This is a genomic window from Candidatus Nitrosotalea sinensis, assembly GCF_900143675.1.
In the GTDB taxonomy this organism is placed as follows: domain Archaea; phylum Thermoproteota; class Nitrososphaeria; order Nitrososphaerales; family Nitrosopumilaceae; genus Nitrosotalea; species Nitrosotalea sinensis.
Genome location: NZ_FRFC01000003.1, coordinates 175,908 through 195,379, shown reverse-complemented (window position 1 = coordinate 195,379; position 19,472 = coordinate 175,908). Strand labels below are relative to the sequence as shown.

The 19,472-nt window shown below is 34.9% G+C and carries 22 protein-coding genes and 1 tRNA gene; 3 read left to right on the top strand and 20 right to left on the bottom strand.

What is annotated here, in order from left to right; all coding sequences use genetic code 11:
- Nucleotides 1-27 precede the first annotated feature (27 nt).
- Nucleotides 28-537, top strand: a complete 510-nt coding sequence (locus NSIN_RS02620) for a transcription factor (protein WP_101009261.1) — start codon at nucleotides 28-30, stop codon at nucleotides 535-537.
- Here the strand turns inward: NSIN_RS02620 and NSIN_RS02615 are convergent.
- The 11 genes from NSIN_RS02615 to NSIN_RS02565 form a co-directional block, all read right to left on the bottom strand.
- Nucleotides 534-1,178 carry a 2,5-diamino-6-(ribosylamino)-4(3H)-pyrimidinone 5'-phosphate reductase gene (locus tag NSIN_RS02615; protein WP_101009260.1) on the bottom strand — a complete coding sequence of 215 codons (645 nt, stop codon included), beginning with the start codon at nucleotides 1,176-1,178 and terminating at the stop codon, nucleotides 534-536. The genes NSIN_RS02620 and NSIN_RS02615 overlap by 4 nt on opposite strands.
- Entirely contained in the window at nucleotides 1,165-2,355 is a 1,191-nt protein-coding gene (locus NSIN_RS02610; protein ID WP_101009259.1) for an amidohydrolase family protein, read from the bottom strand. The genes NSIN_RS02615 and NSIN_RS02610 overlap by 14 nt, the downstream gene beginning before the upstream one ends.
- Nucleotides 2,349-3,101: a GTP cyclohydrolase IIa gene (locus tag NSIN_RS02605; RefSeq protein WP_101009258.1), complete on the bottom strand. Its 753-nt coding sequence runs from the start codon at nucleotides 3,099-3,101 to the stop codon at nucleotides 2,349-2,351. The genes NSIN_RS02610 and NSIN_RS02605 overlap by 7 nt, the downstream gene beginning before the upstream one ends.
- Nucleotides 3,098-3,514 carry a 6,7-dimethyl-8-ribityllumazine synthase gene (gene ribH, locus NSIN_RS02600; RefSeq protein ID WP_101009257.1) on the bottom strand — a complete coding sequence of 139 codons (417 nt, stop codon included), beginning with the start codon at nucleotides 3,512-3,514 and terminating at the stop codon, nucleotides 3,098-3,100. Before ribH ends, NSIN_RS02605 begins: the two co-directional genes overlap by 4 nt.
- Nucleotides 3,515-3,516: 2 nt before the next feature.
- Nucleotides 3,517-4,197 carry a 3,4-dihydroxy-2-butanone-4-phosphate synthase gene (ribB, locus tag NSIN_RS02595; RefSeq protein ID WP_101009256.1) on the bottom strand — a complete coding sequence of 227 codons (681 nt, stop codon included), beginning with the start codon at nucleotides 4,195-4,197 and terminating at the stop codon, nucleotides 3,517-3,519.
- Between the two features lie 74 nt (nucleotides 4,198-4,271).
- Nucleotides 4,272-4,862: a riboflavin synthase gene (locus tag NSIN_RS02590; RefSeq protein ID WP_101009989.1), complete on the bottom strand. Its 591-nt coding sequence runs from the start codon at nucleotides 4,860-4,862 to the stop codon at nucleotides 4,272-4,274.
- A gap of 57 nt (nucleotides 4,863-4,919) precedes the next feature.
- Nucleotides 4,920-5,771: an HpcH/HpaI aldolase/citrate lyase family protein gene (locus NSIN_RS02585; protein ID WP_101009255.1), complete on the bottom strand. Its 852-nt coding sequence runs from the start codon at nucleotides 5,769-5,771 to the stop codon at nucleotides 4,920-4,922.
- A gap of 12 nt (nucleotides 5,772-5,783) precedes the next feature.
- Entirely contained in the window at nucleotides 5,784-6,833 is a 1,050-nt protein-coding gene (locus NSIN_RS02580) for a zinc-binding dehydrogenase (RefSeq protein ID WP_101009254.1), read from the bottom strand.
- Between the two features lie 42 nt (nucleotides 6,834-6,875).
- Nucleotides 6,876-7,154: a DNA-binding protein gene (locus tag NSIN_RS02575; protein ID WP_101009253.1), complete on the bottom strand. Its 279-nt coding sequence runs from the start codon at nucleotides 7,152-7,154 to the stop codon at nucleotides 6,876-6,878.
- A gap of 7 nt (nucleotides 7,155-7,161) precedes the next feature.
- A complete protein-coding gene (locus tag NSIN_RS02570) occupies nucleotides 7,162-7,614 on the bottom strand; it encodes a 30S ribosomal protein S19e (RefSeq protein WP_101009252.1) in 453 nt (150 codons plus the stop codon).
- A gap of 42 nt (nucleotides 7,615-7,656) precedes the next feature.
- Nucleotides 7,657-7,965 carry a ribonuclease P protein component 4 gene (locus NSIN_RS02565; protein WP_101009251.1) on the bottom strand — a complete coding sequence of 103 codons (309 nt, stop codon included), beginning with the start codon at nucleotides 7,963-7,965 and terminating at the stop codon, nucleotides 7,657-7,659.
- A gap of 34 nt (nucleotides 7,966-7,999) precedes the next feature.
- Between NSIN_RS02565 and NSIN_RS02560 the strand changes: the two genes are divergently transcribed.
- Together NSIN_RS02560 and NSIN_RS02555 are read left to right on the top strand one after the other, a co-directional pair.
- Nucleotides 8,000-8,668 (top strand): ribosome biogenesis protein, encoded by a 669-nt coding sequence (locus NSIN_RS02560; protein WP_101009250.1) that lies wholly within the window; start codon nucleotides 8,000-8,002, stop codon nucleotides 8,666-8,668.
- A 20-nt stretch (nucleotides 8,669-8,688) separates the two neighbouring features.
- Nucleotides 8,689-8,762, top strand: a tRNA-Gly gene (locus NSIN_RS02555).
- Nucleotides 8,763-8,769: 7 nt separating this feature from the next.
- Here NSIN_RS02555 and NSIN_RS02550 read toward each other — a convergent pair.
- The 9 genes from NSIN_RS02550 to NSIN_RS02510 all read right to left on the bottom strand — a co-directional run bounded on the left by NSIN_RS02550 (nucleotide 8,770) and on the right by NSIN_RS02510 (nucleotide 19,447).
- Nucleotides 8,770-9,912, bottom strand: a complete 1,143-nt coding sequence (locus NSIN_RS02550) for a hypothetical protein (protein WP_101009249.1) — start codon at nucleotides 9,910-9,912, stop codon at nucleotides 8,770-8,772.
- A gap of 26 nt (nucleotides 9,913-9,938) precedes the next feature.
- A complete protein-coding gene (locus NSIN_RS02545; RefSeq protein ID WP_101009248.1) occupies nucleotides 9,939-11,054 on the bottom strand; it encodes a hypothetical protein in 1,116 nt (371 codons plus the stop codon).
- A gap of 48 nt (nucleotides 11,055-11,102) precedes the next feature.
- On the bottom strand, nucleotides 11,103-13,760 hold the full coding sequence (locus NSIN_RS02540) for an adenosylcobalamin-dependent ribonucleoside-diphosphate reductase (protein ID WP_101009247.1): 2,658 nt from the start codon (nucleotides 13,758-13,760) through the stop codon (nucleotides 11,103-11,105).
- A gap of 229 nt (nucleotides 13,761-13,989) precedes the next feature.
- A complete protein-coding gene (nrdD, locus tag NSIN_RS02535) occupies nucleotides 13,990-16,086 on the bottom strand; it encodes an anaerobic ribonucleoside-triphosphate reductase (RefSeq protein WP_101009246.1) in 2,097 nt (698 codons plus the stop codon).
- A 68-nt stretch (nucleotides 16,087-16,154) separates the two neighbouring features.
- The gene (locus NSIN_RS09395; protein WP_165775224.1) at nucleotides 16,155-16,316 is read right to left on the bottom strand and encodes a hypothetical protein; all 162 of its coding nucleotides are present in this window, start codon (nucleotides 16,314-16,316) and stop codon (nucleotides 16,155-16,157) included.
- A gap of 73 nt (nucleotides 16,317-16,389) precedes the next feature.
- On the bottom strand, nucleotides 16,390-16,755 hold the full coding sequence (locus NSIN_RS02530; RefSeq protein ID WP_133124035.1) for a Zn-ribbon domain-containing OB-fold protein: 366 nt from the start codon (nucleotides 16,753-16,755) through the stop codon (nucleotides 16,390-16,392).
- 2 nt (nucleotides 16,756-16,757) lie between these two features.
- Nucleotides 16,758-17,912 carry a thiolase domain-containing protein gene (locus NSIN_RS02525; RefSeq protein ID WP_101009245.1) on the bottom strand — a complete coding sequence of 385 codons (1,155 nt, stop codon included), beginning with the start codon at nucleotides 17,910-17,912 and terminating at the stop codon, nucleotides 16,758-16,760.
- Nucleotides 17,913-18,426: 514 nt separating this feature from the next.
- Complete coding sequence (locus NSIN_RS02515; RefSeq protein WP_101009243.1) at nucleotides 18,427-19,245, bottom strand: carbon-nitrogen hydrolase family protein; 819 nt, start codon at nucleotides 19,243-19,245, stop codon at nucleotides 18,427-18,429.
- Between the two features lie 25 nt (nucleotides 19,246-19,270).
- Nucleotides 19,271-19,447 (bottom strand): tautomerase family protein, encoded by a 177-nt coding sequence (locus NSIN_RS02510; RefSeq protein ID WP_101009242.1) that lies wholly within the window; start codon nucleotides 19,445-19,447, stop codon nucleotides 19,271-19,273.
- Nucleotides 19,448-19,472: the final 25 nt, after the last annotated feature.

Genomic DNA, 19,472 nt, shown 5'->3' with positions numbered 1-19,472 from the left:
ATATAGAGATTAGGAAGAAAGTATACTATGTCAGTTGAACATGAAGATCCCTTTGTAAAAATTGCTGCTTTAATTGGTGGAGATGAATACCTAAAGGTTGCACGTTCTCTTCTCAATACAGAGGATGCTACAGACGAAGAGATAGCAAGTTCTACAGGACTGAGAATAAACATAGTTAGAAAAGTATTGTATGACCTTTTTGGAAAAGCACTGATAACAGGTATACGAGTCAAGGATGAAAAGAAAGGATGGTTTGTTTATAGGTGGAGAGCAAGAAAAGATGAAGTAGATAATTTCATTGAGAATCAAAAAAAGAAAATTGTGGAAAGATTACAACAAAGATTAGATTATGAAAATTCAGCAGACTTTTATCATTGTGGTAATGAGGACTGTCAAAAATTAACTTTTGAAAAAGCTCTTGATCTTTCATTCAAATGTCCTACTTGTGGAAAATTAGTCAATCTATCAAAGAATGAAAAACTCAAGAAAGCATTACAAGGAAAGATAGATCAGCTACGTGATGATCTGAAACACTAGGTAACATAGTATAAAACTAGCTCATTTTGCATTCTCTGTATTTTTTTTAGTTTAAATGAATTTGATATTTTTGTAAAGCCTTTACCTTCTACAAAAGAGATTGCAGTTCTACCTCCAACAATATATGGTGCAACAGTAACTATAATTTCATCTACAAGTTGTTGTTTGAGAAAATACCAATTCGTAGTTCCACCTCCTTCTACTAGTATTTTGTTTATTCCTTGTTTTTTTAGAATTTGCAATAGTTTTTTTAAATTAATTATTTTTTTTCCGCATTTTATCATCTGAACTCCATGTGCAATAAATTTTTCATCATTTTTTGAAACATTTTCTAATGTTACAATAATAGTCGGAATTTTGGTTGCAGTCATTATTACTTTTGATTTAGCGGATGATTTCCCTCTAGGATCAAGAATAATTCTAATCGGGCTTTTCCCCTTTACATAACGTACTGTAAGTAATGGGTCATCTGTTTGTACAGTATTTTTTCCTACAAGTATTGCATCAACACTCTTTCGTAAACCATGAATTCGAATCAAATCTTTCTTGGATGAGAGATTTGATCTACCAGTGTTAGTTGCTATCTTTCCATCAATACTAATTGCAGCACTAATTATCACATAAGGTCTAGATTTTACCATACACTATTTCTCCTTCATACATTACTGCTCTTATGGTATTTTCTGAGGCTCTTTGCACTATTGATGCATGTGGATTATGCATAGGCTCTAGATCAATAGAGTGTTTTTCTATAAATATGCAATCAGCTATTTTGTTATTTTGTACAACTCCTATTTTCTTACCTAAGATGTTTGAGGCATTAGTGGTAGCCATTTTGAGTATATCTTTTGCTTCCAATCTTTTTTTCTTCATGCCCATTGAAACCTTCCACAAATAATCCATTTCTCTAAACACATCAGGTGAGTTTATCATGACGTTATCAGTTCCAATTGCAACATTACATCCAGCCTCAAGCATTAGATCTACATCAGGAATACCTTCTGCAAGAGATCCGTTTGCTCGTGGACACACAACAATACTTGCCTTATTTCGTACAGCCATTGCTAGATCTTTTTTTGAGGCATATGTCATATGAACAAGAAAGTTAGGTTTTACCAGTAGTGCTCTCTGAGTCTCGGTTTTTCCAGTAATTTTTTTTGATATTTGATTACTTTCTTCAGTTTCAGCAGAATGTATTGCACGAATCTTTGTTGTTTTGGCAAAAGAGGTCAATGCAGAATTACTAAATTCATTTGGACCACTGATTCCAAGTCCATCACAATTCATGAGGAGATTTTGAATATGTTGTATATGATATGGTGGTATAGGAGTATTCTTTTTGATAGATTGTACATCTTGATAATATTCTGCCCTTCCTAGAATAATTGATCGTATAGGAATATCAGTAGATGAATTTTTCAACAGACTAACTCCATCTAATCCACCTTCTCTAAAATCAATGAAAGAGGTTATACCCTTCTTCATCATTGAGATACAAGAATTTTTTATAAAACTTGTAAGATGTGATTTAGTAGAATTTTTCAATACTTTTTGTTTGAATCCACTTACCGGATGTATTTTTTCTTCAACATCAGAATCTATTCCAATATCTTTTGCTATTGAATCACCAATATGAGTATGAGAATTGATAAGCCCAGGCATCATTAAAATTCCCTCACAATCAAGAACGATCTCATTTTTTTTAGGAGTGATCTTTACACCTATCTGTTCAATGTTTTTTCCTGAAATTCGTACGTTTGTATTTTGTATATAAGTTAGTTCTACACCATAAAGAAGACTGATGTTTTTTATCAGCATGTTAATTCAAGAATTCGTGTATCTTTTTTTCCAGAATCACGGAGTTGGCGAATCTTATCTAATGATTGAGTAGCTAATCTTGCTGCATCTCTTCCTGTCTTTGCAGTTCCAATTCCACAGTTAAATGAGATATCATATTTTTGTTTAATAATTTCAAGAAATTGAGTTATGTCATTTTTATTTGCTTGAGAATTTATTATCATAAAATTATCTCCACCCATAAAAAATGCAAGTGAATTTTTTTGTAAGAAAAATTCAGACATTTCGGAATATAGTTTTATGACAAGTGATGACACCTCATAAGGAGATTTTTTTGCAGAAACTGATGTAGAGCCATCCACATCCATATGTATAATTTGAACTAAATCCGCATCTTCTTTCATAGGTAATCCAAAGATATCATAATCCTTGTTCAGGCTTGTTTTAGATCGTCTTGCCTTGTCTGCATTTACACTTGCCTCCAGAGGGGTATTTCCTTGCCCTATAGACATGGATAATCCCAAATCAAATAATTTTATCAATTGTTTTTGTATTTCAGTATGATCATCTATTGAAAGGCCATTTGTTATCACAAATATTTCATCGAATCTATTTGGAAATGCAAGGCAATTCTTTTGAGAAAATAAATTTTGAATCTCTTTGTATAATTGTGCTTGGAGTATCTGTAGCCTGTGTTCTCTATCGCTACCAAGAGTTAGGGTCCATGGACCATATCCAGTAATCTTGATTATAGTTATCTGTATCATTTTCTAATCTTTTCCAATTCATCAAATAATTTCTTAGCAGCTTCTACAGCCCTTTCAGATACAGGCCTGATTCTTTGATGTGCTTGTCTATCACTCATTCCAGGACCAGTTATTCCCAAAGTTACTGGTTTTTGATATTTTATAGAAAGATCCGATAATATCTTTGCAGTTACATTTGAGATTAGTTCATCATGTTTGGTTTGTCCTTTAATTACTGCTCCAATAGTCACTATCGCATCAATATCTTTTCTTTGTAGCAATACATCAATCAAAAGAGGCATATCAAATACTCCAGGTACTCTACATATGTGGTTGACATTTATTTTCAATGCATGTGCTTTTTCTCTAGCAAGTTCAAGCATTTTTGAAGTCACTTCACTATTAAACTCAGCAGCAACAATTGCAATATTCAATTTTAATTCCCCCTAGCAAGTTTGACAAGTTCAGTACCATCAAAATATGGTATAGCATTATTTTTTGCGTATTCTTGTGCTTTTTTAGTGGATAATGCGGCATATGTTTGAGAATCTAACATTTCACATATTGCTGTAACTGGTGAGAGTCCTGCAAGTTTCATTAGATAAATCGACATTTCAGTATGCCCAAGCCTATTGGACAACAATCCTTCTGATGCTATAAGTAATGGCACATGACCAGGTGTTCTAAAATTTGAATTGAAAATTTCTTTTTTGTCAGGTTTGTTATTTTTGAATAGTTGAGACATTTCGTAAATAGTAAGTGCCCTATCTTTGTCGGTAATCCCGGTAAATGTATCCTTGTGATTAATTGAAATTGAAAATGATGGCCTATCCCCATAAGGTGCAGTACCAATAATCATCTTTTTTAATCCAGAGTCAAAATTTTGTGATGTAGAAAGAATTTCATGCATATAGTTCAATCCTAAATTAGATGCAAATCCATGATTGATAGACATGCAAATTAGACCCCCTGCATCTTTTCTCATACGTGCAATATGCTCAGGAGTTACAAATTCTGCTGCAACAACCATATCTACCTCATTTTCACGTTTTCCTCCATCATGGAGCAAAATAAAATCACCTCTACGAAGTGATGTTAGTGCTTCATCTAGAGACATACATATGATCAGCTTTTCACTAATGTTATAAATCTTACTCGAAAATTGGTAATTACCACTATAATGGTAATAGATTAATCATCAGATAAAATGTATTTTCCAAGGATGTCAGTTTCAATATTAACTTTATCGCCAATTTTTTTGTAACTAAGATTAGTTATTTTCACAGTGTGTGGTATTAAAGAAACAGAGAATTGGTTTTTCAACACATCTACTACTGTTAAACTAATTCCATCAACAGTAATTGAACCCTTTTTGATGACATACTTTGATAATTCTTGTGGAATTTTTATCCAAAGTTGTATTTGATTAGATTGTTTTTCAATTTTAGAGATAATACCAACTCCATCAACATGTCCTAGTACAAAATGACCTTCTAATCGTTGACCAATTTTTAAGCTTCGTTCTATGTTTACTTTATCACCACGTTGCAATGATCCTAGATTAGTTTTTTTGATCGTTTCACCAATCATTTCAAATTCTGTTATTCCTTTTGAAATTTTGATTGCTGTAAGACAAACGCCATTAATAGCTACACTATCTCCTACTTTGAGACCCCTAGAAATTCTACCAAGATCAATGTGCATTTTTGCTGCACTACGGCTATTTGTTGTTGTACCAAATTTGACAATCTTTCCAAGACCTTCAATTATTCCGGTAAACATTACTGGTTTTTCATTCACATTGAGATGATTTATGTTTATCAAATATGATCAAGATACTCATTTTATAGAATTAATCAAAGCCATAGCCCTTTTGTAATGTACTTCATCAATCATTTTTCCATCAACAGTAGTAGCTCCTTTTTTCTTTTTCTTGGCTAAAGTATAGGCATTAATGACTTTTTTTGCCCATTCTACTTCTTGAGGGGTGGGATAGAATATCCGATGAACAACATCAATTTGATTAGGATGAATTATGCTTTTTCCTACATATCCAAGATTTTTTGCAGATATAGAGTCTTTTTCTAATCCTTTTGTATCGTCGAGATCTTGCCATATTGCATCTATTGCATATTTTCCTGCTGCTCTTGCATCAATTGGAATTTTTGATCTAGAGTATATTGCACCTTCAGGGTTCTTTGAATATTCCACACCTAGGTCATTTAGTAAATCAAATACACCAAAAACTAGTGCTGAAACTCTATTGCATGAAGCAATAGAATATGCATTTACAACACCTTGTGTTGATTCTATCGATGCTATCAATTCTATTGGTTTAAGGGAACGTTTTTTTTCTAAACTTGTCATTATTTTTTCAATCTTTCTTATTTCATCTTCGGTATTCACCTTAGGAATTACTATTCCATCAATCCCGGATTGCACAATTTCGGACAGATCCTCAGGTATCATTCCGGAAACAGGAGAATTGGTTCGTACATAAATTTCTGAGACATATTCAGATCTGTTTTTCAATGCATTTTTTATCAAGTTTCTTGCAGATTTTTTTTCTTCCAATGGAACAGAATCTTCTAAATCAAAACAAACAATGTCTGCCACAAGAGATTTTGCTTTTTCTAAGAAACGATTGTTATTACCCGGTACAAACAAAAGACTACGCAAGAGTCTTGCCATAAATAGAAAAGATTATGGTTTGAGGAGGATTTTACCTACTAATCCTTTACCAGTAAGCATCTTGGTGTGTGCTTCAGCAGCATTTTCGAAGCTATATACAGAATCTATAATGGATTTAATTTTCTTCTTACCCATCCAGTACAGGCCTTGTTCTAGTTCTGCTTTTGTTCCCTGTGTAGAACCCAAGATATTAGTACCTTTGAAAAAGATATGTCTCAAGTCTGTCTTTGCGTCATATCCAGTAGTTGCTCCACAAGTTACTAGTGTTCCGCCATATTTTAGCAAGGTTAGTTGATCATTCCAGTGAGTTTGACCGATGTGATCAAAGGCTATATCAATACCGCCAAAAGGCTTGGCAATCTGTCTGACTTCTTTGCTCCAATCTGGTTTTCTATGATCTACGGCAAAATCAGCTCCGAGTTCTTTCAACTTGTCAAGCTTATCTGGACTTCCAGTAGCAATAACATTACAATTGTATAGTTTAGCAATTTGAATTCCAAAACTTCCAACACCAGAACCTCCTCCCATAATGAGTACTGTTTGACCAGGACGAATTCTTGCTCTTCCTACCAGCATGTGCCATGAAGTAAGCAATGTCATGGAAGCTGCTGCAGCTTCATCAAAACTTACACTATCTGGAACTTTTGCAACATTGACTTCTGGAAGATGTGTAAACTCAGAATATGCACCCCATAAAGGTCCTGTCTGGAATCCCCAAATGGTTCTCTTTGTGCAATCATATTCACGACCATCAGTACATGCTTCACATACTCTACATGACATGTTAGAATGTGAAACGACACGATCTCCAACCTTGAAATTAGTAACATCTGCCCCTACTGCAACAACTTCTCCTGCAGCATCAGAACCTGATATGTGTGGTAATGGCACTGGTACTGGTTGACCTCTCATACCCCAGATATCATTATAATTCAGAGCTGCTGCTCTGACACGAAAAACAACTTCATTTGGCTTTGGAGTTGGTTCAGGGATATCTTTTACACTTAGAATGGATTTGTAATCATCGTTTGGAGCATATTTGTCATAAACAACTGCTTTCATATCGATAATCGATCTGTTTACCCCTAATATATTTTCCCTATACTATTTGCGATTTATCTTGAAATCTCGTTTTGGTTGTTGAGTAGATAATAAAATTTGTTTTAGTTGATCGTCTGATATTTGTGAATGCAGACGTCCCTGAGATGCTAATCCTAACAAGTAGTTTTCAACCATAGCTGCAAGATCAGGTTTCACCATTCGCACGTTATTTAGTCTTAATCTTGCATCTGCAGAAAGTAGAGTTTTTAAAGCATTTTCCTTTAAAGCGGAAACTTCAGCATCACTTGGATTTCTATCATCGTTTGGATTAGAAGAGCTCATGATTTTATTAAGAATATTTCTTTAGATTTGGATTCTTTGCAATTAATTCATTTAAGATCTCAGTTGAAAGTCTGTCAAGTTTCTTCATACCTTCATGAGATATTGTTCTTCCTTTTCCTTCAACTTTATCAAGATAACCTAATTTTTCTAAGCTATGTATTGCAGTTCTTATTATTGCACCTCCTGCATCTCTATGATGAGCACCTCCATAACCAACTGGCTTGGTACTTCCATACATTGATCGTAAATCATTTATGCCTATAGGTCCGTGTAAGTAAATTTTTCTTAAGAGGGAGGCACATCTTGTATAATACCAATCACTCTGTTGTGGAGGTTTTACTGCATGAGCTCCAGTCTTAACAAATGGAATCCAGCTTGGTTGTACTATATCCTCGTTTTTCAGAGTCTCGGTTAATTTACTAATCAGTAAATCGGCTGGTACATCATATGCCTTTGCCATAAAAACCAAAATTCAAAGTTCGTCTTATAAATCATTGACCTATTAGAATTTGTTTTTTATTATCTTTCTATATGTATGATTGCAGAAATTACAGGTAATACGTATTGATTTTACATTACTTCGTCCTATTCTAATTCTTGCTGTAAATCCTGGTACTATGAATTGTTTGCATCTCTTACAGTAGTGAATTCGTAATTCATATGGCATTCTAATACGATATTTTGTAGAAAGTCTTTTTGCAAGCATGGCTTGTCTTTGTGCTAATTCTGGATGAACTCTTGCGTTACTAGTAGCATTTTTAATTAGAATTCCCATTCTCTCTATTAAAAGGGCCTTAATGACAGGTTTCATGTTGTTTAATAATTCCCACTCTTAAATTACAATCTTGCTATCACTTGTAATAATTGAAGCTGCACTAGAGTTAGTGCCTGTAGAATTACAGAGACATAATTCAGTAATATCACATGCCAGAAGAATTGGAAAAAGACCAGCAGAGATTTTGCTTGATATTTCATGGCATTTTGCGGCAATGAAGGGAATCAAAAATGAGATAAAACGTGGCAGGCCAGATCTGATTCATTTTTCTCTTCTTGAAGCTTGTAGTATACCCCTATATTTTGAGAACAAATTGAATGTGTTTGTTCATACAATTGATGATAAAGTGATTACATTGGGACAAAATGTACGGCTACCAAAATCATATCATAGATTCACAGGACTCGTTGAAAAATTGTATGCAACTGGAAAAATAATAGAAAATGAAAATACACTTCTTGAAATAGAAAGTATGAATTTTGGTAGTCTCGTTAAAAAAATCAATCCTACAAAAACAATTGCATTATCAAGCAAAGGCATCAAAAGTTCATATCAAAAATTATCAGAAGAAATGTGTGATGATACATGTATTGTGGTTGGAGGATTTCCTAAAGGTCAATTTTTCGAAAATAATGCACAGTATTTTGATAAAGTTCTATCAGTTGACAAGATGGCTCTTGAAGCCCATATCATAATTTCACGTGTACTTTATGAGTATGAAAAAAGAATTATTATGTAGGTCTAAGATTGGCAGAGTGAGCGGTCGTAGTATAGTTTGGTTAGTACACTGGCCTTCCAAGCCCGTTACCCGGGTTCAAATCCCGGCGACCGCATCTTATTTTAAGAAATTATTCCTTTAGTAATTAGATATTGTATGGAATTAACAAATACGCTATCCCCAATCTCATCAGTAAACCACAAGTGGGCATTCTTTTGTAACCAATGGGGTACTGTAGATATGGTATTTTTTCCATTATCGGTATTTACAATATTATGTTCAATCATATAATTTAGTGCAGCATTAAAATCACCATCATGTCCCTGTTGACTTGACCACAAACCAGCAATTCGTTTTACCCAGACAGGAACAGGCTCTGGCGTATCATGTGTTTTCTCAGAATTAAAGATGTAGAACCATGCAATTCCTGATTTTGTTATATCTTTGAGATATCCACTAAGAAATACATCATTTTTTATCTGAAAGAATGAATCTTCAGATATGTTATTTGTTCTAAGAGTTATCTTTGTACCACTTCCAAATGAGGGATAGTCTGTAAAGCTAAGCACTTTGATAGTAAATGTACCATTATTTGTCATATCAGGAGATATTTCTTTGGTTATCATTTTTCCACCTTGTTGATCTACAAGTTCAGATGCAAATTGTGTTTGTAGATAGTTGATTATTTTGTGATCAGGATCAGCAAAAGAATAATCAATATCACTTCCAGATTGAGAATTACAGGTTTCTTTCTGCCACAATGTAGAGCCCTTTATCGCATCAATCATTAGTTGTCCATGAAGTAATTCATGATACAATATAACTAAATTTTCAATATTGTGTAATCTTGTATCTACTTGAGTATCATTTGATATCACTTTAGGATTAATTCTAATTTCATTGTTACAGACCAATGATCCTTTTCCAGCTTGTATATCTTCAGAACAATGCCAAGTATAAGATCCTCCAGTAACTAGATCCTGATGAACGGTGTTTTCATCAAATTTTGCTAATTTAGTATTTACAAATGTCATAATTTTACTATGGACATCACCCTGACTACATGAAAAAGTAATTAGCATTGTTTTTTGAAGCGTATCTATCACATCAGATACATCCTTTTTTGGTGCGTTTACTGTTTGAAATTGAGATAAAAGTTGATCAAATAATGTTTTTTCTTCATTTGTGGGAGGTTCATACACAGCGTGTACAGGAATAATGTGTACAATTAACAGAATTACACTACAGATTACAACATATTTCAATAATGAAATGACTTGTAGTTATATAATTAAGAGTTAATGATGGATTGTATCTGATGTTTTAATTCATCCCAAGCAGGTTTTGGATTTTGATCTACATCAAACAAACCTGTCCCACATAGATATGCGGCAGTATTATTCAATACTATATCATTACCAAATATAGAACTACTATCTTGATTCAATGAACTATAACATGTATCAACAGGTCTATCATATTGCCTGTACCAAGTCAAAAACTCAAAGTCATTTTGGTTCTTTTTATAGAAATCATATACAACTTGGACGAATTTTTGTTGGTTTTCTTTTGTTCCGTTAATTGATTTATCGGTGCTCCAACCAACCTCCATTAATGCTATTTTTTTACCCTTTGCATAATCAATCATTTTGTGTAAATTAGCTCCCTCTTGCTGTGTACCATTATTTTCATAATACAATAGATCTACTGGTGCGTAAGAATACGCTACAAAATCTCCTTGGTTTAGTTTTCCTACAAGATCTCCTTCATAATGATTGGATACATCATTTAATGAGAACCAGTTTCCAAATTTTACGTTAGGATGTTTTGCTTTCAGTTGGCTGTAAACCCCATTGAAAAAGTCTACATACTGAGGAATCTCACTTGGATGTTCTCTAAAGTAGCTATCTACGTTTCCACCTATTATTACATAGTCTACTATGTAATATCTTGAGAGTATCGCATCAAGCGTAGTTACTGTTTGATCTTGAAGCTTTTTGTCTAGTTGAGGTTTTCCCATCCAGTTTGGAAATGGGCCTAGGATTTGGTTGTTAATTACTGAAAAGTAGAGTGTAACATTGAGATTTTGTTCTCGATTTAATCCCATAAGAATATCAGAATAACCCCAGTTGTATTCGCCTTGTTTTGGCTCCATTAATGGCCAAGAGAGGTAGACATTACTTCGTCCTATACCTATTGATGCTGCTTGAGAGTATGCACTTTTGATTTCATCTAATGTAGGTTTTTGTGTTGGTGGCATTATGACAAGTCCAAGTTTTGAATTATGTTGAATATTAGCTGGCGGAGTTGGTCCTGATTGCAACAAAGGGATTAACACAAAGAGTACAACAACAGCTGCTATTGCAGTTCCTCCACCAATTGATGCACTTAGGATTTTTTTATTCAATATTACCCTGAAGAATTAAAGATACTAAAAGAGTTTTGATTGTAGAACCTATCCAGATGTGCAACCGCTATATCCACATTCAATGCATACACTACATCCTTCTGCAAATACCAAGTTGTTTTTACATGTAGGGCATAATCTTTCTTCCATTTGTTCTGGTGTAAGTGCTGGTGTGGGAGTAGATGTTACACTTTCTGGCATTTTTATCTGAAGTGCTCTTTCTATCTCAGTTTTTAGATATGAGTTTGTGACATTCTTTGCGATATAATCTGTTACATATGTACTAGGAGTTACTTGGAAGTTCTTTTGTACGTTATTTCCAGTCATGTGTAATACTTGTTCATGTCTTGAACCATCTCTGAATACAGTTATTCCCTTTAGACCAAGATCATGTGCTAGTAGATATGCAGCCTTGACATCATCAGATGATACATCATTTGGCATATTGATTGTCTTTGCAATGGCATTTCCTATCCAGCGTTGCCATACTCCCTGAGCCATCAAGTGGTCTGCCCAGTGAATGTCCATAGCAGTGACAAATATTTTCTGCATCCATTCTGGAATTTCCGGAATTCCTTTTACTGAACCATAGTTATTTGCAATTTTCTCAAGAATCTGGTCATTGTATAGACCATGTTCTTTGAGTACTGCTTCAAAGATTTTGTTAGTGTAGAAGAATCTACCTACTGTTACTCTCTTTTCAAATACTAGAGCAAACATTGGTTCCATTCCGTTTGAGCAGTCAGATATCATTGACAATGTGCCAGTAGGAGCCACAGTAGTTGTAAGAACATTTCTGATACCATGTTTCTGAATCTTGGCAATCAATGCATCCCAATCATAAGTTCGTCCATTCTTTGGTTTTTCATAGTATCCAGCAATAGGTATCTTACCTTCTGGGAACTCTGTTTTTGAACACAATGGGAATGACCCGCGCGCTTTTGCAAGTGCTACACTTTCCTCCATGGAATAGTAAGAGAGTGCTTCGGCAAGTTTCTCTTGGAACTCATACCCCTCCTGAGAGTTATATGGAATTCGTAACTTGAATAACAGATCAGCTACTCCCATGACTCCAAGTCCAATTCTTCTAGAGTCTTTTGATGCTTTGTCAATTTCTGGGATAGGATATGTGTTTACATCAATAACATTGTCAAGGAACCTTGTTGTCTTTCTTATTGCTTCTTCATATCTCTGCCAATCAAACTCGTATTGACCATCAGCTTTTCTTTTTACAAAGTTTGAGAGATTGATTGAACCGAGGTTACAAGATTCGTATGGATAGAGACTTTGTTCTCCACATGGATTTGTTGCTCTTATTGGTCCTCCTCTTGCTTTAGCAAATACATTGTATTTGTTTATAATATCAAAGAAGATCAATCCTGGTTCACCACTCTTCCATGCAGATAATGCAATTAGGTCAATTAGGTGATGTGCATTTATTTCTCGAACAGGATCTCTTTCACGTGGACTTCGAAGGACAAATTTTCCATCTGGTGAATTTACAAGTGCATCCCAAAAGTCTTCCCACACGCCAACACTCACGTTAAAGTTTTCCAAAACACCTGGTTTTGTTTTAGCAGTAATGAATTTTTCAATATCAGGATGCCATGCTTCAATGATTCCCATGTTTGCGCCTCTTCGTTTTCCACCCTGTTTGACTACCTCAGTAACAGTATTGATTATATTCATGAAAGACACTGGTCCTGAAGCTACTCCAGATGTTGATGCTACCATATCTCCCTCCTGTCTCAGATCAGAGTAGTTGATTCCAACACCTCCGCCTGATTTGAATATCAATGCAGCATCTGATGACGATTTCATTATTTTTTCCATGTCATCTTCCATTGCAAGCACAAAGCATGCAGAAAGTTGGCCTAATCGTGCTCCTGCATTCATCATGGTTGGAGAATTAGGCAGAAAGTCTTGAGCAACCATCAGGTCAGATGATTCTTTTATTCTCTCAGCATATTGTTCAAACTTGTTTGCAGCTAACATGGTCAACAATTCTCTAAAGCTTACTTTCATTTGGCCACGTTTTGCCAAATCAATATAAGCATTGATAAGAGATCTAAAATGATATTTGTTAAGATAGTATTTTCCTACCTTGAATTTATAGTTGAAATCGTCAAGTTTGTCCAAATATCTTGTGGCTTCTTCAGTATTTTGAATGGTACCACTTTCAATTTGAAATACAGATGGATCTCGTAGTATATCTGCAATACCTACAAGAATAGCAACCCTTTCAAACATTTCACCTGGACTTTCTGTGATTTGGCCCTTGTTGTTACGTAGAAGATATCTAGATGCTAAAACTCTCAAACAGTTTAGATCAAATCTTTTTGCGACGCTATCAAGGGATTTAGATTCAAGAACCTTCATCTTTTCTTCTCTAACTCGTCGTCGTTCATGTCTATATAGGATGTAGGCCTTTGCGATCTCTCCCAGGCCCTCTTCAATCAAAGTAGATTCTACCATATCTTGTACATCCTCTACACTTGGTGCGTCAGAACCAGAAAATCCTCTATTAACAAGTTTTACAAGTACATGACCTGCTAGTTTATCTGCAAGCCCATGATCGGATCTACCGCATGCAACAAGTGCCTTGTATATTGCATTTGAAATTTTATCTTTTTGGAAATCAGATACTCGACCATCTCGCTTTTTTACTTGAATGATTGAATTTTCTATTTGTGAAAAATCTGTCAAATTACTCCCCTCCAACCTATCAAATGGGAGTTAAATAAACACTGCGGCAAAAAATAATTTTCTAAAGCTAAACTTTGGATCAATTTTGTTGACACCGTTACGATTTTCATGGTATTAGATCGTCTCGAGATAAAATAAATTTTGAGGATTCATTGAAAATTCAGTATAAATTTTAGATTAATTTAGATTGTTTTCCTCTTTAATTATTTCATCTTTCCTAAGGTGAAAGTTATGCGAGTATGTATGGTGACTTACATACAGAGCATTTCTCAGCGATCTTTTCTTCTTTGAGACCACAGTTACTACAAATAGGCACTTTTTTGATCGGTCTGAATGACACTAGTAGATCTCCTGCTTTTTCTATAGCCTTCTTTATTTCTGAAGAATCCATCGTGTCAGGGATCTTTAACTGTACCAATAAACCACCATTGAGTACTTTTGAAAAGTAGTTTGATTCTATAATTTTTTCATTTTTTGGACTCATTTCTGCCATTTCAGCAGCATCAAGAATTACTCCCTCGGAATATGATTCTCCTACTACATGATGACTAATTGACATCTTACCATATTTTTCACCATCAAGGGACGAGAAACGGCTGGCTGCATCACTCTCAGTCATGGTAACTATGACATTATCTCCCATTTCCTTTCCTTTCTTGGCAGCTACTTCTATGGCAGTGTTTATTACTTTGGATATTATTTCATGCCCAGTCTTATTATTTTCATATCCCAATATACCATATACTGCTTCTTTGAGTCCAATCAGATTAACAACTAGCGTAACTGAACCTTTTTGCATGTATTGCGTATTGTTTGCAAGGATAGGGTTTAGGCCTCGTCTTGTTAGATCAGAGATCTCTTTCTTTCTTAAAGACATAGCTGCTAGTGCTGGTTTCATCAATAGTGCAAGTCGTGCTCTGAAATAGGTTTCATCTTTATTAGATTCAAAGGCAAGTCGTGGCATGTTAATAGACAATGATTCTAAATTGATTGAGGTTGTTCCAATATTTTTTGTATCTCCACGTGAGAGTCCCTTGTTAGACACCAATCCTCTAGAGAACATAATATGTCCTCCTAATGCGATAATGTCAGACAATACTTCAGAATAGTCACTTATCTTGGCTTTTTCATAATCAACAATCAATCCTATTGAAGGAAGAGGTGTTACTTTGACATATTTTTTGTATGCTTGAAGGATTGTTCCAACTAGTTTTGGTTCTGTGTTTATTGAAATTCTAAATGAAGCAAGAGTTCCATTCTTTCCATATTTTGATCCTGTAGATATTTTTGCAAAACAGCTTGCAAGCTTTTCTTCAATCTCAGGCAAATTCTTGGCATATTTTTGTAATACAGTAACTAAACCATCCATTACTACTTCTTGAGATGCTTCTTTGATGAGTAGAGATGTCAGTATAGACAGGGAAGTAAATAGACTATCCAATGAATTTGGAGAAGGAGTTCTAGTTACACTTAAGAATTTTCCTCTCAGGTCAACGCCTTCTTCAATGAGTTCCTTTATGTTTACAAATACAGTATCAGGTAAAAGTGACCATAAACCAGCATTAGTTATATGAAGATCACCGGAGAGATGAGAATCAGCAACATCTTTTGGTAGAGTATTCAGTACAAGATATTCTCCAAATACGCTTTGGCCTGTTTTAGATATTAGGCCTTCTACTCCATTATGAATCCCATCTACATTAGTTAACATTTCACGTATATCATAGCCAGGAAGTCCAAATCTAGCTAGTTTGTGCCTGTAATCTTCATGACCTTGTTCCAAAAGAACAGAGTTAACCATTTCACGTATAAGCGAGGATGTAAGATACGATGTTTGGAATTTGTATATTCGGTTTTCTACTTCTTCAGTTATTTTTTGAGCCAGTTCTAGTGGAAGGCTACCTTCACGAACAAGAGATTGAATAATCTTATGAGAATTGAATTCTTCTATTGACTCATGAGAAGTCCTGACGTACATCTTACCACTTTCAATAATAGATCTTTCCTCAATCTGCCTAGCAAGACTTAGGACGAGTTTTCCCAAGTTAGTAATGGTGTATCTTCTTTCAGATTTGTTAAGTGCTACAAGAGATTGTCTAAGTAATTTTCTCAAATGATATGCAAATTTACCACTTTCTTTTTTTGACTTGAAACCAGCAAGTGATTTGAGTTCAGAATAGGTAAGAGGTCCTTTTGAATTTAGTATACGCAAAATATCTATTCTGTTTGGACTTGCCATAACAGAGAAGATCATTCTTACACGTTTTGATGCAGATTGTAGAATTCCACCACGTTTTGGATCTCCAAAGTCTTCGCTTAGTTCCATGGGATGTCTAGAGTGCATCAGTAATTAAGATTTTTGACTGATTTGATCGTAAAAGTAAGCTTTTTAGATCAGTTTTTCTGTACGTCTACACTAAATTCAGATTGAGACAATGTCTGACCGCAGGATGGACATTTACTGTTATATGGTCGCATCACATCCTTTATTGATTTCAGCATTCTCATATTTGCAATTCTAGCTCCGCATCTTCCGCAAACAACATCAACAGACATTATAATCAACCATTAATTAGAATATTATAAAAAAGATTTTTTGAATTTTTTTAATCAGTTTAATAAATTTGGTTTACTGTTTTTCAATTATGATTCCACGTTGATCATAACCAGTAACTCGAGCTCTTGTTCCAAGTGGAAGATCTGCAGGGGATTTAATACCTGCCATAAAACCAGAAATTCGCAATTCAGAATTGTCTATTTTCATGACCACCCACGCATATGGCACATATTCTTCATAGCCATCTGGAGGTACAGTAATTATAGTATAAGTCACAATAGAACCCTTCCCCTCCACTATATCATTTACAAACCCCTTATTCCCACAATTTTGGCAGAAATATGTTGTTACAAGATGATGATGACCACATTTGGTGCATTTCCTGGTCATAATTTTGCCAGATTTGGCATTTATAGCAAATTCTTCTTTTGTAAGCAAGTCTATACACTTCTGAATATATGTACGGCACAACTGGCGCCTGTGGCACCAAAATTATGTGTTAATCCTATTTTGGCATCTTTTACAGTTCTTTCACCTGCTTTTCCTGTTAATTGATCAAATACTTCTGCCACTTGACCTATTCCAGTAGCACCTATTGGATGACCTTTTGATTTTAGACCTCCAGAAGGATTGATTGAGATATCTCCGTTGAGTTTTGTTCGTCCTTCTCTTACAGCTTCTACAGCTTTTCCTTTCTCGAAGAATCCTAGGTCTTCAGTATCAACCAGTTCTGCAATTGTGAAGCAATCATGAACTTCAGCAAAATCAACATCTTTTGCTGTTATTCCTGCCATCTTGTAAGCAGCTTGTGCCGCAATTTTTGTGCTTGGTATAGTAGTAATGTGATCTCTTCCTTGCAGTGCAGCAGGTGATCCACCCCTGCCTGAACCAATGACTTCAACATAATTTTTAGTGTGAGCTTTTGCAAATTTTTCACTGCATAGTATTACTGCACTTGCTCCATCGGAGAAAGGACAACAGTCATACAATTTTAGAGGACTTGCGACTACAGCTGATTTTAAAACATCGTCTACAGATATTTTTTTTCTAAGATGTGCTTTTGGATTTAAGAGACCATTATCATGATTTTTTACTGCAACTTTTGCAAGATCTTCTTCAGTTGCTTTGAATTCAGAAAGATATGCTCGTGCCATGGATGCAAATAATCCAGGAAATGATGCACCTGCTCCACCTTCATAAAAGAAATCAGAGCAATATGAGAAATATGTTGTAGTCCATTCAGTACCTGTGTGAGTTACTTTTTCCACACCTGTTGCTAAGATAACATCATAAAAGCCTGCAGCAACATTTGCATATGCTTCTCTAAATGAAACTGATCCACTACCGCATGCAGATTCTATAGATAGTGAAGGAACTTCCGGTATACCCAAATTACTCATTATAACAGGACCCAAGTGCACTTGTTTATCGGCTATACCAAACACGTTTGAGATGTATCCGGCCTGTATTTCCTTAGGACTTATTCCTGCGCTTTCTATGGCATCTACAGATGCCTGAAGTGCAATATCTGTAATACTATCTTCCAATTTGCCATATTTTGTACTACCAGCACCAATAAGACAGACTTTTTCCACAAATCTCGCTGACTGGATTCCATATAAAAATTCTTCAGTAGTTTCTTTAGTGGAACATACATTATGAAATCATTGAAAGATCGGGTTACTCAGGTTATAGTTAGAAGACATCCAGATTCCAGAAATTCTGTTAGGATAACAAAGAAAAAGATCGGTAAGATTCAAAGTGAGATTAGGCAATATTATGATAAAAACGGATACCTTTCATGGTCGGAGAAAAAAAGGAAATATGTCATACTTGGTACAAATGTGCCTGTTAATGGTCTTGTGGAATGCCCAGTTTGTCACATAGGAAAACTTCTAGTAATTAGATCTCGTCAGACAAAAAAACGATTCATCGGTTGTTCAAATTATTACAATGGATGTAGAGCATCATCACCGCTTGTTCAAAGAGGAATGATTTGTGCAACAAAAATCTCATGTGAGATTTGTTTTTGGCCAATTATTTTGCAGAGATATTCCAGAAAACAAAAATGGACTAGACAATGTGCTAACATCAAATGCACGAGCAGGATCAGATCTTGAGATTAGTGTAGATATCAGTACGCCTATTTTGTAAAAGTGGAAGCTTTTTTCTTACTTGTTTTACCTCATCTAATGAGATATCAACAATTCCAATACCCTCTCTTTTTTTCATATCAAGAAGTATTTTTCCATATGGATCAACTACCAAACTTCTTCCACAATAGATGTTGCCTACTTGATCTGGTGATACAACGTAACATCCATTCTCAATAGCTCTTGTCTTGTTTATAGTGATCCAATGTTCTTCTTTCATTTTTCCTTGCACCCAGGCTGATGGCACTACAAGAATCTCAGATCCTGATGATGCTAGGATTCGCGACATTTCTGGAAATCTTAGATCATAACAAATCATCATCCCCATTTTTCCTGCAATTGTTTTGATTGGTTTTGTTATTGCTGAGCCAGGGTAAAGTTTTGCAGACTCTTTAAAGCCAAGTGCATCATAGAGATGGATTTTTCTATATTTTGAAATTACTTTTCCTTTATTATCTATAAGAAATGATGTGTCATATACTCTATTTGGCTGTGGGCTTTTTTCATACATGGTACCGACAACTTGCATTGAATTTTGTTTTGCTGCTTCAGCAATCGATGAAACAAACTCTCCGTTTATTTGTTCAGCAATTGTAGAAAGTTCAGATGGAGATTGTGATGATGGAGTGTAACACATCATGAATTCTGGAAATGCACAAAGTTTGGAACCCCTATGTGTTGCTTGTGATATATAACGCAAAATTTTTTTTAAATTTTGATTTTTACTAGTTTCAGCTCGCATTTGAATTAGAGCAATTTTTGTCACGAGGTTCATCAATTAGAATAAAATAAAAATGTGTTTAGAGAGGACTGCCAGCCATATACCAGTTTTCTTTAGGATTTTCCTCAAAGACTACAATGACATGACTTTCTTTTGTTTTGAGAATATCTACTGCTGATTTTGTTATGGCTTTCGCAAATTCCTCTTTCTGTTTTTCAGTTCTGCCTGGATACATGGAGATTGTTATTATAGGCATGCTCAAATGACAAACACATAGAATT